We start from the raw sequence: 13,740 nt of genomic DNA, 5'->3' as shown, positions 1-13,740 counted from the left end.
GGGGCTTGAAAGTAAGTTGAGATGACAGAACATACCGTCCGCGCCTTTACCGAAGAATTGGAAGCCCTCGGGGCAGACCTCACACGCATGGGTGGCTACTCTGAGCAGGCCTTGAGCGACGCCGTCACCGCCATCGCCCGCCGCGATGCTAGCCTTGCCCGCAGCGTGATTGAGGGCGACAAGAAAATTGACGAGCTCCAGCGGGAGATTGAGCGGAAGATCATGCGTCTATTGGCGCTGCGTCAGCCTTTGGGTCGCGATTTGCGGCAAACCGTAGCTGCATTAAAGCTTGCTGGCGACCTCGAGCGCATTGGCGATTTGGCTAAGAATATCGCCAAGCGCGCGCTGACCATTCAGGAATTTGACCCCATCGCCTTGACACGCAGCGTCGAACGCATGGGCAAGATCGCTGTTACCCAGTTGAAGCAAGTCCTCGACACTTTTGCATCGCGTGAAGTGGCGGGTGCCGTTTCGGTCTGGATGCAGGATGAAGAGCTGGATGAGCATTATAACTCTCTTTTCCGCGAACTTCTGACTTATATGATGGAAGATCCTCGCATGATTGGTCCAGGCGCGCATTTGTTGTTTGTCGCTAAGAATATTGAGCGGATCGGCGATCACTGCACCAATATGGCCGAAGTCATTTATTTCCTTGAAACCGGTGAAGACATTGGCACCGACCGCCCGAAAGCTGTCGACCCTGTCATGCCTCCCCTTCCATCGTCACCCAATCAGGAGCCATTGTCATGACCCCATACGTGCTTGTTGTTGAAGACGAAGACGCCTTAGCCACGCTATTGCGTTATAATCTGGAAAAAGATGGCTATCATGTCGGCGTCGCTGTCGATGGTGAGGAAGCCCTGATGATGGCGTCAGAGCGCTTGCCTGACTTGGTCATTCTGGATTGGATGTTGCCAAAGGTGCCCGGCATCGAAGTGTGTCGTCGGCTGCGGGCTAAGCCAGATGCGCGCAATATCCCTATCATCATGCTGACGGCGCGTGGCGAAGAATCTGACCGGATTCGTGGCCTCGATACAGGTGCGGATGATTACGTCACCAAGCCATTTTCGACGACCGAACTTTTAGCTCGCGTGCGCGCCGTGCTTCGTCGTATTCGCCCAGGCCTTGCCGACGACCGTTTGGTGTTTGGCGATATCGTGGTCGACCGGGTTTCCTACCGCGTGAAGCGGGGCGAGCGTGATGTCCATTTGGGCCCGACAGAGTTCCGTTTGCTTGACTATTTCATGCAGCATCCAGGGCGTGTCTTCTCGCGCGAACAATTGCTGGACGCGGTTTGGGGCTCTGACGTTTATGTCGAAGCCCGGACCGTCGACGTCCATGTCGGTCGTTTGCGCAAAGCCTTGAATGAAGGCGACGAAATCGATCCGATTCGTACGGTGCGCTCAGCCGGCTATGCGCTCGACAAGGCCAATTAACGTGGGACTGGCCTAAATCGGGGCTTGCCCAGGCTTGCCCGGAAACCAGTCCGAATGGGCGAGTTCAAATCGTTCAAACACGAAACCCGGCGCGACAACGCAGCTAACCAAGGTCCAAGCGCCGAGGCTTTCGGCTGCTTGCCAAGCGCCTGCGGGCACAAGTGCTTGTGGCCGTTGTCCCGCTCTAAGGTCTGGCCCTAATCGATGCGCATACGCTTTCTGGCCATCTTCACTGATGCTCAGCGCCAATGGCCCGCCTGCATGCCAAAACCAATGTTCCCCAGCATCGACGCGGTGCCAAGCGGAGACTTCACCCGCTTGAAGTAGAAAATAGATACTGGTGGAAAAGCCGCGGCCCTCCGGCCCTTCAGGGTCACGAAACGTCTCAACATAATAGCCACCCTCTGGGTGGGACTTCATCTGCAGCAGGGCAATGATCTCAGAAGCCGATAAATCGCCTGACACGGCCCGCTGCATTAGAATTGGTCCTTCATTTGCCGCACGCGCCCAAACGCCTCGTAGGCGGCGGCATCGGCAGCAATCCCTATCGCAGCTCGAACGCTAGGCAGATCCGCCCTCACAAACGGATTGGTCGCCCGTTCAAGCCCAATGCTGGTTGGAACGGTCGGCAGATTTTCGGCGCGCAAGCGGGTGATGTCGGCAATTCGGTTTGTCAGTGCAACATTATCGGTCTCAATTGTCGCACAAAAGCGCGCATTGGCGGCTGTATATTCATGCGCGCAATAAATGGTCGTCGCATCGGGCAGCGCCATGAGGCGCGAGAGGCTAGCCCAAGCCTGTTCGGCGCTGCCTTCAAACAGCCGCCCGCAACCCAACGCAAACAACGCATCGCCGACAAATGCCACTTGGTCTGCCGCAAAGTAGAAGGCGATATGCCCTAGGGTATGCCCACCAACATCTATGACTTCGGCAGAGCTCTCGCCCAAATGGACGGTTTCACCTGGCCGCACGATCTTCGAGAGCGGGCTGATGCGTGTGTGGACTTCTTCTGGCCCCAATGAGATGGAGCCCAGAGCCTTTTCAATGGCTTGATTGCCGCCTGCATGATCTGGATGCCAATGGGTGTTCCAGATTTCGTCGATTTGCCAGCCCAATTTTTGGGCTTCGGCTAGAATGGCTGTGGCGTCTGGGGTATCGATACAGGCCACTTTGCCTGTGGTCGAATCGCGGACAAGAAAGCCATAATTGTCAGACAGACATGGAAACATATGAATGATAAGCATGACTGTCCTTTAAGAGAGAAAATTGGTTTATCCTAGTCCCCATGCGCGTTGATGTTCTCGCCTTGCAAAGTTTTTATGCGGGCCCCTTAGGGCAGACCGCGCAGGCTATGGCTGGTCGCCGCATGGTTGATGCTTGGGGGGATTGTAAAGGCCTCGATGTTCTAGGTTTTGGCTATGCGACGCCTTATTTGACGCCGTGGCTGCCAACCGCGCGGCGTGTCACTGCCTTGATGCCGGCCACGCAAGGGGTAGAGCGGTGGCCATCGGGTGCTTCCAACCTTACCTGTATCGGTGATGAGGACCGGATGCCTTTCACCGAAGCAATCTTTGACCGCATCCTCTGTGTCCATGCTTTAGAAGAAGCGGAGAATCCCCGCGTGCTGCTGCGCGAACTTTGGCGATTGCTTGCCCCCGAAGGGCGCTTGATGATTGCGGTCGCCAATCGCGGTGGCATTTGGGCCCGGGCTGAATCGACCCCTTTTGGCCAAGGCAGGCCTTATAGCCGCAGCCAGCTGGCAAGCCTCTTAAGCGAGGCCATGTTTCAACCGGTGGCATGGTCGCGCGCGCTCTATGGTCCGCCCTTGACTTGGAAAATGGCAACCGGCGGAGCCGCGGAGACGTGGGAAAGTGTCGGCGAACGGGCTTGGCCAGCGCTAGGTGGGGTTATCTTAGTCGAGGCGGTGAAGCGTCTGTATGCCGACAGTCTTCCCGGCCAAGGTCGACGCGTGTTGTTAGCCCAGCCCGCGGCCGCACGTTTTTGAGGCAATCGCTGCAAAAGTCGCTCAAAAATTGTGCTAATTCCTTCTGCCGTGCGGCCTGGCATTGAAAGCGGGTCACAAGTGCTGCTGATTGTCTAATCTACATCGTGATGGAATAATCAGGGTCTGGTTCCAAAGAACGAACCCGATGCGAAGTGAGGGGAACAGAATGAAGCTTGTCACCGCCATTATCAAACCAAGCCGTCTCGATGCAGTGCTTGATGCGGCAACCGAAGCGGGCATTTCGGGCCTGACTGTTACCGAAGTTCGCGGCTATGGTCGTCAAAAGGGCAAGACCGAAGTTTATCGTGGCGCCGAATATGAAGTGAAATTGCTGCCCAAGGTCAAGATTGAGGCCGTGGTCACCGATGACATGGTCGACAAAGTGGTTGAAGCGCTGGCGGGTGCTGCCAACACGGGCAAGATCGGCGATGGGAAAATCTTTGTTGTCGATGTCGAAATGGCCCTGCGCATTCGCACGGGCGAGAAAGACGCCGCTGCAGTTGCGGGCTAAGGTCGCTAATGGCTTAAACCAAAAGGGCGGCCCCAAGTGGTGCCGCCTTTTTTTGTCTTTTAGAATTGCGTGCGATCTGCCCAATTTGGCCGTGAGAGCCGCTCACGCGGAGCCTCCCCGTGGACACTGGCAAGCGCGCTGGGTCTTGCATACCAAGAAAATAGAATCAGGCTGCCGACAAAGGGCACAAGGTTCAAGACGATCCAAAAGCCTGACTTGCCGATATCGTGCAGACGACGGAAGCTAGCCGAAAAAATCGGCAAGGCATGTAAGGCCCCAAAGGTCATGGTGATGGTGCCGATCTTGAGCTCTGGCGTGCCATCCGTGAGGGCAGATAAGAGGACAGCGCTATCCACTGAAATAGCGACGCAACTCAGTGCCAGCACCATCAAGAGAAAATACCAATAAGCACGTCGGCTCATACGCCCCGTTATGTCCAGCATATGGGTCAGGGCGTAAAGATAGTTAGTTACCATGGCCGGATCGTAATGCCACGGCCTTAGGAAACCCTTGAGCAGGTGCGCACAATTTGACCGGATTGTGTGCACGCGACGGTCGGCCCGAAATATCCCCTAAGCTTTAGCTTCCACTTGTGCCTCGTGGGCCATGCGTTCGGCTTGGGCTAGGCGGCGTTCTTCGTGTTTGAGCAAAGTCTCTTTCAAATAGCGGCCGGTCCAGGAGCCTGCAACTAAGGCCACCTCTTCAGGAGTACCTTCGGCGACAATCAAGCCACCGCCGTCGCCGCCTTCAGGTCCCAGATCGATCAGCCAATCGGCCGTTTTGATCACGTCCAAATTATGCTCAATAACCAAGACGCTATTGCCCTGATCCACCAATTCTTGCAGAACTTCCAACAGCTTACGCGTATCTTCAAAATGCAGACCGGTGGTGGGCTCATCGAGGATATAGAGCGTTCGTCCCGTAGCGCGGCGGGACAATTCCTTGGAAAGTTTCACCCGCTGGGCTTCTCCGCCGGACAGGGTGGTCGCCTGCTGGCCGACTTTGACATAGCCTAGTCCGACCCGCACCAAAGTTTCCATCTTGTCGCGAATGGAGGGCACCGCTTGGAAGAAGCCTGCTGCTTCGTCCACACTCATGTCCAGCACTTGCGCGATAGATTTGTTACGATAAGTGACTTCCAAGGTCTCCCGATTATAGCGTTGGCCGTGGCAGACGTCACAGGTGACATAGACGTCCGGTAAGAAGTGCATTTCAATCTTTTGTACGCCATCGCCTTGGCAGGCTTCACAGCGGCCACCTTTGACGTTGAAGCTGAACCGGCCTGGGCCATAGCCGCGCGCTTTTGACTCTGGCAGCGCAGCAAACCAGTCACGGATTGGACCAAAGGCACCGGTATAAGTAGCAGGATTGGACCGCGGCGTGCGGCCAATCGGGCTCTGGTCGATATCAATCACCTTGTCGAGGTGGTGCAGGCCTTCCAGCGCCTTATGTGGGCCTGGCACTTCATTTGCCCCGTTCAAGCGACGGGCGAGGGCCTTATAGAGCGTCTCGAGAATAAGAGTGGATTTGCCCCCGCCTGAGACGCCCGTCACGCAGGTGAAAATCCCCAGTGGAATATCGACCGAGACATTTTTGAGATTATTGCCGGTCGCCCCTTCGATGCGAAGAAACTTCTTTGGATTGCGCCGACGGCGCTTAGGCGGGATGGGGATGGACTTTTCGCCGCGCAAATAGGCACCAGTCAGGCTGCCCTTGGCCGCTTCAATATCGGCAGGCTTGCCTTGCGCGACGACTTGCCCGCCATGAATGCCGGCCAGTGGCCCCATGTCGAGCACATGATCTGCCGTTAGAATCGCCTCCTCATCATGTTCAACCACGATAACGCTATTACCAAGATCACGCAGACCTTTCAGCGAGGTGAGTAGGCGTGTGTTATCTCGTTGATGCAGACCAATGCTGGGCTCATCCAAGACGTAAAGCACGCCCGTGAGTCCCGAGCCAATTTGGCTGGCCAGTCGGATGCGCTGGCTTTCGCCACCTGACAGGGTCGCTGAACCACGATGCAAAGTGAGATAATCCAAACCGACATCGACCAAGAAGCGCAGGCGTTCTTTGATCTCTTTCAAAACTCGGGTCGCGATTTCTAATTCCTTTGGTGTTAGCCGACCTTCTAAATCGACAAACCAGTCGCGCGCGGCCCGGATCGAACGAGAGGATACCACTGAGACATCTTCACCCCCGACACGCACCGCCAGTGCTTCGGGTTTCAGACGCTTGCCGTCGCAAGTTGGGCACTTCTGGGCAGATTGATAGCGGCCCAATTCCTCGCGTGACCAGGCGGAATCTGTCTCGCGCCAACGCCGTTCTAGATTGGGGATTACGCCTTCAAACGTCTTGGTGGTTTCATAGCGCCGCGCGCCATCATCATAGACGAATTTTACCTTTTCGGTTCCCGACCCATAGAGCACAAGCTTTTGAAAGCTTTCGGGAAGTTTCGTCCAAGGTGTTGTCAACGCAACTTCTGCATGACGGGCCAAAGCTTGTAAGGTTTGGGTATAAAGCGGTGAAGCTCCCTTCGCCCAAGGTGCAATAACGCCATCATTTAGGGTCTTGCTGGAATCAGGAACCACCAACTCCTGGTCAAATTTGAGCTGTACGCCTAAGCCGTCGCACGTTGGACAGGCACCAAAGGGATTGTTGAAGGAGAAAAGACGCGGCTCAATCTCTGGGATGGTAAAGCCTGACACCGGACAGGCAAATTTCGCCGAAAACAGCATTCGCTTTGCCGCGCCCTTATCATCCTTTTCATCGGCAAATTCAGCCAAAGCGATGCCATCCGCCAAACGTAAGCAGGTCTCAAAACCCTCTGCCAGACGTTGTTCGATGCCTGAACGAACCGCAATGCGATCAACCACGACATCAATGTCATGCTTCAGTTTCTTGTCGAGGTCAGGGGCATTCTCAAGTTCATGATATTCGCCGTTAATCTTGGCGCGCACAAAGCCTTGTTTGATCCAGCTTTTAAATTCGGTTTTAAACTCACCCTTTCGGCCGCGTACCACAGGTGCCAACAGAAATAGACGGGTGCCTTCTGGCAGGACTTTAATTTTATCCACCATTTGGCTGACGGTCTGGCTTTCAATAGGTAGGCCGGTAGCGGGTGAATAGGGTACACCGATGCGAGCCCACAACAGGCGCATATAGTCGTAAATCTCTGTAACCGTGCCGACCGTCGATCGCGGGTTCTTCGAAGTCGTCTTCTGTTCAATCGAGATGGCAGGCGACAAGCCTTCAATCGAGTCCATATCCGGCTTTTGCATCAGCTCTAGGAATTGTCGCGCGTAAGCGGAAAGGCTTTCGACGTAACGTCTTTGCCCTTCCGCATAGATCGTATCAAAGGCGAGCGAGCTTTTCCCCGACCCTGATAGGCCTGTGATAACTACCAACTCCCCGCGCGGGATCTCAACCGTGACATTCTTCAGATTATGTTCGCGCGCGCCGCGCACACGGATAACAGGCGATTCAGACATGTGTGACCTTGATTACGCTAACCTTTGAGCCTGAAGCCCCAAGGCCAAAACAATGTCGCCCTGATTAGCGCGTGCGAACCAGCTTGACGAATAGAACATTATGTGAACATCTTGCGCTTGTCCACGGCATGCACAGTTTTACATGCTTATCCACAAGGCGAGGCGGTTTGAGTGTCGCCCCTCTCTTCTGGTTTGGACATGAGACCTGTAGCGTCAGTTTAAATGAATACGATGCTGAGGCGCGACAGGATGAGTCGCCAACGGCAAAAAAGACGGAGTAAGGGCAATGGCGGGCAGCGTGAACAAAGTGATCTTGGTTGGAAATTTAGGGCGCGACCCTGAGATCAAGTCCTTTCCATCGGGTGATCGCATCGCGGAGTTTTCTGTCGCAACCAGTGAGCGCTGGAACGACAAAGCAACCGGCGAGAAAAAAGAAAAGACCGAATGGCACCGTGTCGTTGTGCGCAACGACAATCTGGTGAAGGTCGTTGAGAATTATGTCAAAAAAGGCAGCAAGGTCTATGTTGAAGGCCAGTTGCAGACCCGTGAGTGGACCGATCAAGCCGGCCAAAAGCGCTATTCCACGGAAGTGGTTATTGGCCGGTTCAAAGGTGAAATCACCATCCTCGATGGCCGTTCTGGTGGTGGCGACATGGTCGAAGATCGTTCAGAAGGCGGATTTGGCGGCGGTCGTTCTATGGGCGGCAGCGGCGGCAATGGCGGCAGCTTCGGCGGTGGATCTTCTGCACCACGGTCAATTCAAGGCGAGAAGCGCTCATTTGCGGCAGACCTTGAGGACGATATCCCGTTCTGATCAGACTAAGCTTAGACTGAGTTTTTGGCCTTGCTTGAGGCGGCTTGTTCGGTAGTCTCACATGCCTCAAGCGCCGCATCAATGCCCTTGAGTAGGGTTTCGGGCGTGACAGGCTTGGCGATATGGAAGTCACAGCCGGCCAAGAAAGACTGGGTGATATGTTCCTTCATCGCATTGGCGCTGACCATGGCGATGGGCGTGCGCCGCAAGCCATCTCTGCGTTCAATCTCGCGGATACGCTTTGTCGCGGATAGGCCATCCATAATCGGCATTTGCATGTCCATCAGCACAAGATCAAAATGTGCATTTTGCCACATTTCAACGGCCTCCGCGCCGTTCTGGGCGATCGTCACTGTGATGCCATGAGGCTCAAGAATCATTGCGATCACACGCTGATTAACAAGATGATCTTCCGCCAACAGGATCGAACGACTGGCTGCGTGCGGCAATAGGTCTGTTAAGGTCTCGCTCGGCGCAGCGTTTATGCCGGTCTGAGCAGCTTCAAGCTTTACCCGTGGCAAAGGCAGAATGACAGAGAACAGGCTACCAATCCCGGCCTCAGAGGTGACCAAGAACTGCCCACCCATCATGTCGGTTAAGGTGCGGCAGATCGATAAGCCTAATCCTGTTCCGCCGAAGTTCTTAGTAATGGACGCATCGGCCTGTACGAACCGAGTGAACAGCCGCTTCTTGGTCTGCTCGTCAAAGCCGATTCCGGTGTCTTTGACGCTGATCATGACTTCGCACGATCCATCTGCCTTATCGGTGGCCGTGATATTGATATCGATTTGACCTGTTTGTGTGAATTTCACGGCATTCGAGGCCAAGTTGGATACGATTTGCTTGACCCGCACACCATCGCCTTCAAACAGGCCTTCGGTACCGGGGCCAAATTTGACGTGGAATCTGAGGCCTTTTTCCTCAGCCCGTATGCCCATGACTTGCGCGGTTGCCTCTATAGTTTTGCGAAGGTCAAAAGGTTCGGGCTGCAAGGTAAACTTGCCCGCCTCGATTTTCGAGACATCAAGGATATCCGACAAAAGAAGTTCCAGCGTTTCCCCAGACGATTGAATGAGGTCGACCATTTCGCGCTGGGTGTGCGTCAAATCGGTGCGGGACAAAGCCCCAACCACACCAATGACCCCGTTTAAGGGGGTGCGGATCTCATGGCTCATGTTGGCCAGGAAGCTACTCTTCGCGCGATTGGCGGCTTCGGCCTGCTCCCGTGCGGCCAGCAATTCAGCTTCGGTCGCTAAGCGTTCGGTTACATCACTTGCCGTCGCGTAGATGAAGTCACCAACAATTTTAGAGCGCCACTCCACACTGCGGACTTCGCCGTTTGGATGGATGTAGCGGGCAACGAAATTATCCAACTCGCCGGTGTCTAAGAGCTTCTGCATCGCCTTTGCTGTGTGCTCTTCATCATCGGGATGGATAAAGTCAGTCGTCGACCGACCAATCAAGTCTTGCTCAGATCGACCAATGATTTTCTCTGCAGCCTTGCTGAGTCTGACGGCATTTCCCTCATGGTCGAAGATAGCGAGTAGTTCAGACGACACATCGAAGAAAGTAGATGAGTGGTTCAGGGCCTCTTTGAGCTCTGTCTCAGTGCGTTTGCGCTCGGTGATGTCGTAAAGCACGCTAACAAAGCGGGGCCCTTCCGTGCGCGTTGCGGGCAAAGGCACAACCGTTGCCACGACCCAAAATAGCGACCCATCCTTAGCCCGGTTGCAGACCTCGCCATGCCAGGAGTGGCCAGCGTTGATCGTGTCCCGCATCGTTTGGAAATAGGATGGATCATGCATATCCGATTGAACGGCCGTATAACTTTGCCCGATCAGTTCTTCGCGTGAATAGCCGCTGATTTCGCAATAGCGGTCATTTACGAATTCAATTCGGCCAAATTGGTCAGCCACCGAGATGATCGAATGCTTGTCCAATGCGGATTGATAGGCATTGAGATTGGCTAAGGCATCATCGGCGCGGCGCTGGGCTTCGACCAGATCGGTGACCTCGGTTTCAATTGCTTGGAAACCTTCCAACTGCCCTTGTTCGTCCAATAGGGGTTGGATGTCTAAATTGATCCAATACATCCGGCCTTCTTTTGTCCGGTTCAAGAGGGTTGCGCTGGCGGCTTGTCCCCGATCAATGGCTGCGAGCAATTTCGCCACTTCTAGCGTATCTGTTTCCGGACAGAAGTTCAGTTGGCTTGGCCTTTTGCCAATTACCTCTTCGCGGCTATAGCCTGTAAGTTCAAGATAGGCGTCGTTGACCCAAATGATTTCTCGATTTTTATTGGTGCGCACGACAGGGTTGCGGGCTAATTCGGCAAAGCGCGCAAACTCCCGATAGCGGATTTTATCTCTTTGATTTCTTTGTTGGTCTTTTCGCCAAAGCTCGAAAATTAAAATGAAGGCAATACCTGCCAGAATGATGGTGCTGAGAAGCCCAGTCTGGATACTTTCTTTCGCGGCTTTAATATCTGACGAGCCTGCTTCAAGCGATTTCTTGATTTCTTGGGTATAGGTGGCTTTCAGATTGGCATAATCTTGCGAGGACAGAATGGCGAGGCCATCTTCTTTCTTGCCATCGGCCACCAAAGCAAAGGACAGGCGTTCAAGATCGATAAGCTTGGTATTCGCCAGTTCGATTGCGTCGAGGTTTTCCTTCACCCCCGCTGGGCCGATTGACATAGCCTTGACTATGGCGGCTTCAAGAAGTGGGGCATTTTCTTCGTAACGCTGTGCCCATTTTGGGTCGGCTGTCGTGGCATGCATGAGCGCGGACATGGTCAAGACTTCGTCGATCCGATTGATCTCGCTGGTGGCTTCGGTGAACAAAATCTGTCGGGTATTTATTTCGCGATAGGAGGCAAGCTGCCATGACGAAGCCGCTGCCATAAGCAGAATGGCAAAGGTCACTGTCAGTAGCCTAGGGATCGATTTCATGCGTCCATCCTAAAGATTGGGATGATGTATAGACCAAATGGTGTTTCCGTTGGGTTAAATTGTCGTTTCGGGGAGATTCTTAGCGATTTGCGGTGATGACACCCAGAGGGCACCCATCTCTTACGTCATTACCGGACGTGCGAACGGAAAGGCGCCAGATTCCCGACTCGACTCACCGGCGTCTTCGTGGTTAGAACAAATCAAGAACATAAAGAGCAGGAAGGTGTGTGATTTACAGCCATGAGACCGGATTTGACCGCGTTGCGTACCCAGATACGGGCCATTGAAACAGAGGGCCGCCCGGCGTTGAGCTGTTTGCCAACAGGCGCAGACAGGTTGGACGCAGCCTTGGGCGGCGGGTTGGCTTTGGGCGGTGTAACCGAAGTGGTTCCTGCCGCTTTCATGGATGAGCCAGCCAGTTTGCACTTTGCTTTCGCCTGTATGGCCAGGGCGCTGCAACAGCGCTCGGGTGATCTGGTGGTGATTGAAGATGCCAGTCGTGGGCAGGGGTGGGGGCCTGCTTGGGGGCAGCTTTATGGGCCGGGTTTGCAGAAGCTGGGCGTGTGTCCATCCCGTATTGTGTTGGTGCGTGCGCCGGATGTGAAGGGCTTTCATGCCTGTTTGGAGGATGCAGCACGAACCTTTGGATTGGCCGGTGTTTTGGCTGTGTCTGGTTCCAAAGCTGGCTTCAGCCTTGCCGGTGCACGGCGGGTGCAACTGGCGGCAGAGCAGGCCCATAGCTTGGTTTTGGCTGTTCAAGGGCTGCGTACCTCTGCCTTTGCGCCAGCGCGTGCGCGACTGGTGCTGGCCAGTCGCCCATGCAGACCTGTGGCGCTGGGCACGGCGCTGCCGGGGCTTGGGCCCCCAGCGTGGAGACTTCACCTTGAGCGTGCCCGCAGTGGTGCGCGTCCACAATCCTTTGATTTGGAGTATGATGATGCGACGCATAGCCTGTATCAGCCTGCCACGTTGGCCAACCGACCGCCTCAGCCGCAACGCCTCTCTGCTTAAGGGCGATGGGGCACGTTTCTCGCGCGCTAAGCCGTGCGCCACGGTTGCGCGTAGTGCTGGGGGAATTCGCCTCATTGCCCTCAATCGTGCCGCGCAAGAGGCAGGTCTATCCTCTGGCATGATGCTGGCGGGGGCCAAGGCCTTGGTGACAGATATTTGTGTCGCCGACAGTGACCCCGTGGGGGAGGGCGATGATCTGATCGCTTTGGCGCGTTGGGCCATGCGGTGGAGCCCATATTGTGCCCCGGTCAAAGGCCTTGAAAACACCCATGCGCTTTTCCTCGACATCACCGGCTGTGCCCATTTGTTTGGTGGAGAGGCCGCCATGCTGGCTGATATGGTCATCAAAATGCGGGCTTTAGGTCTGACAGCGCGTGCAGCTTGTGCCGCCACACCCGGCGCGGCCTTTGCTTTGGCACGCTTTGCGCCAGAGGCGTGCCATGGCTTAAGTGCCCCGGATGGCGCGGCTTTGCGTGCCTTGGTGGGGGCTTTGCCGGTTGAGGCTTTGCGCCTGCCAAACGGTACGACCACAGGCTTGCGGGCCTTGGGCTTGAAAACCATTGGCCAAGTCGCCACCCAATCGTCGGCGGCTTTGGCCCGGCGGTTCGGGATTGATCTGGTGCGCGCTTTGGACCGCGCCCGTGGGCTTGAGGAAGAGGCCATCGATCCGGTTGCAGAGATTATACCGCGGCGCATCCGCCTGCGCTTGGCCGAACCATTGATGACCCGCCATGGCCTTGAGCTGGCGGGGGCGAAGGCTGCGGGGGAGATATGCACGCTTTTGGACTCCTATAATGAAGGCGCACGCCGTTTGGTTCTAAATCTCTACCGTGTAGATGGGGTCGTCTTACAGCTTGTTGGCGGATCCGGGCGCGCCCATCGCGATGCGGTTTTGTGGACGAAGGTCTTGTGTGAACGGATTGAGGCAGAGGCTAATGGTGCCGGGCTCGATCTGGGCTTTGGAATTGATCTGGTTGAAATTTGTGCGCCCGTGGTGGAAGTTCTGGAGGGTCAAGTCATGGACTTGGACCCAGTCGCTGCTGCTGCTTTGGCCAGTGCCGATGCCCTACATCGCCTGGCCGACCGCCTATCCGCCCGTTTAGGCGCTGGACGGGTGACGCGGATGGAGGCGGTGGCCCATTGGGTGCCTGAACAAGCTGTGCGCCCTGTGGCTGTTGCCGATCGACGGCCACAGGTCAGCCGCTTCCCCGAAGCTTTGGCGGCGCGGCGCCCCGCTTTGCTGTTGGAGCGTGCCGAACCGATTGATGCCATTGCCGAGGTGCCAGACGGCCCACCCCGCCTGTTTCGCTGGCGCGCTTTAGCCTTCAAAGTTGCGTGCGCCGAAGGGCCAGAGCGTATTGCCTGTGGCGAGGCCCATGACCGTGACTATTATCGCATCGAGACGATTGAGGGCCGTCGCTTCTGGCTCTACCGCCAAGGCCTGCCCGGCAAAGTCGATCATCCCAAATGGTATGTGCATGGGAGTGCGGCATGAAGCTCCTTCGTTTAGTGTCGATCCAATTC

The 13,740-nt window shown here is 55.5% G+C and carries 12 protein-coding genes; 7 read left to right on the top strand and 5 right to left on the bottom strand.

The features are described from left to right. Positions 1-21 precede the first annotated feature (21 nt). Complete coding sequence (phoU, locus tag ACIQ20_RS00430; RefSeq protein ID WP_395776326.1) at positions 22-750, top strand: phosphate signaling complex protein PhoU; 729 nt, start codon at positions 22-24, stop codon at positions 748-750. Beyond that, complete coding sequence (gene phoB, locus ACIQ20_RS00425) at positions 747-1,436, top strand: phosphate regulon transcriptional regulator PhoB (RefSeq protein WP_290806612.1); 690 nt, start codon at positions 747-749, stop codon at positions 1,434-1,436. The genes phoU and phoB overlap by 4 nt, the downstream gene beginning before the upstream one ends. Before the next feature lie 12 nt (positions 1,437-1,448). Here the strand turns inward: phoB and ACIQ20_RS00420 are convergent, their stop codons facing one another. Both ACIQ20_RS00420 and gloB read right to left on the bottom strand, forming a co-directional pair. After that, positions 1,449-1,913 (bottom strand): cupin domain-containing protein, encoded by a 465-nt coding sequence (locus tag ACIQ20_RS00420; protein WP_395776324.1) that lies wholly within the window; start codon positions 1,911-1,913, stop codon positions 1,449-1,451. Then, complete coding sequence (gloB, locus tag ACIQ20_RS00415) at positions 1,913-2,680, bottom strand: hydroxyacylglutathione hydrolase (protein WP_395776322.1); 768 nt, start codon at positions 2,678-2,680, stop codon at positions 1,913-1,915. The genes ACIQ20_RS00420 and gloB overlap by 1 nt, the downstream gene beginning before the upstream one ends. Before the next feature lie 41 nt (positions 2,681-2,721). Here gloB and ACIQ20_RS00410 point away from each other — a divergent pair, with 41 nt between their 5' ends. Both ACIQ20_RS00410 and ACIQ20_RS00405 read left to right on the top strand, forming a co-directional pair. Beyond that, positions 2,722-3,441, top strand: a complete 720-nt coding sequence (locus ACIQ20_RS00410; RefSeq protein WP_395776320.1) for a class I SAM-dependent methyltransferase — start codon at positions 2,722-2,724, stop codon at positions 3,439-3,441. A 166-nt stretch (positions 3,442-3,607) separates the two neighbouring features. Then, positions 3,608-3,952, top strand: a complete 345-nt coding sequence (locus tag ACIQ20_RS00405) for a P-II family nitrogen regulator (protein WP_395776318.1) — start codon at positions 3,608-3,610, stop codon at positions 3,950-3,952. A 59-nt stretch (positions 3,953-4,011) separates the two neighbouring features. On the opposite strand, the gene ACIQ20_RS00400 is transcribed toward ACIQ20_RS00405, so the two are convergent. Both ACIQ20_RS00400 and uvrA read right to left on the bottom strand, forming a co-directional pair. Continuing rightward, entirely contained in the window at positions 4,012-4,428 is a 417-nt protein-coding gene (locus ACIQ20_RS00400) for a DUF805 domain-containing protein (protein ID WP_395776316.1), read from the bottom strand. 96 nt (positions 4,429-4,524) lie between these two features. Next, complete coding sequence (uvrA, locus tag ACIQ20_RS00395) at positions 4,525-7,443, bottom strand: excinuclease ABC subunit UvrA (RefSeq protein WP_395776314.1); 2,919 nt, start codon at positions 7,441-7,443, stop codon at positions 4,525-4,527. Positions 7,444-7,729: 286 nt separating this feature from the next. Here uvrA and ssb point away from each other — a divergent pair, with 286 nt between their 5' ends. Next, complete coding sequence (ssb, locus tag ACIQ20_RS00390) at positions 7,730-8,257, top strand: single-stranded DNA-binding protein (protein ID WP_395776312.1); 528 nt, start codon at positions 7,730-7,732, stop codon at positions 8,255-8,257. 11 nt (positions 8,258-8,268) lie between these two features. On the opposite strand, the gene ACIQ20_RS00385 is transcribed toward ssb, so the two are convergent. Then, the gene (locus ACIQ20_RS00385; protein ID WP_395776310.1) at positions 8,269-11,205 is read right to left on the bottom strand and encodes a PAS domain S-box protein; all 2,937 of its coding nucleotides are present in this window, start codon (positions 11,203-11,205) and stop codon (positions 8,269-8,271) included. Positions 11,206-11,445: 240 nt separating this feature from the next. On the opposite strand from ACIQ20_RS00385, the gene ACIQ20_RS00380 reads away from it, so the two are divergent. Together ACIQ20_RS00380 and ACIQ20_RS00375 are read left to right on the top strand one after the other, a co-directional pair. Beyond that, positions 11,446-12,216 carry an ImuA family protein gene (locus ACIQ20_RS00380; RefSeq protein WP_395776308.1) on the top strand — a complete coding sequence of 257 codons (771 nt, stop codon included), beginning with the start codon at positions 11,446-11,448 and terminating at the stop codon, positions 12,214-12,216. After that, a complete protein-coding gene (locus ACIQ20_RS00375; protein ID WP_395776306.1) occupies positions 12,143-13,711 on the top strand; it encodes a Y-family DNA polymerase in 1,569 nt (522 codons plus the stop codon). The genes ACIQ20_RS00380 and ACIQ20_RS00375 overlap by 74 nt, the downstream gene beginning before the upstream one ends. Positions 13,712-13,740 lie beyond the last annotated feature (29 nt).

The organism is Aquidulcibacter sp., assembly GCF_044346625.1.
Taxonomy (GTDB): Bacteria; Pseudomonadota; Alphaproteobacteria; order Caulobacterales; family Aquidulcibacteraceae; genus Aquidulcibacter.
This window is presented reverse-complemented; position numbering and strand designations above follow the sequence as displayed.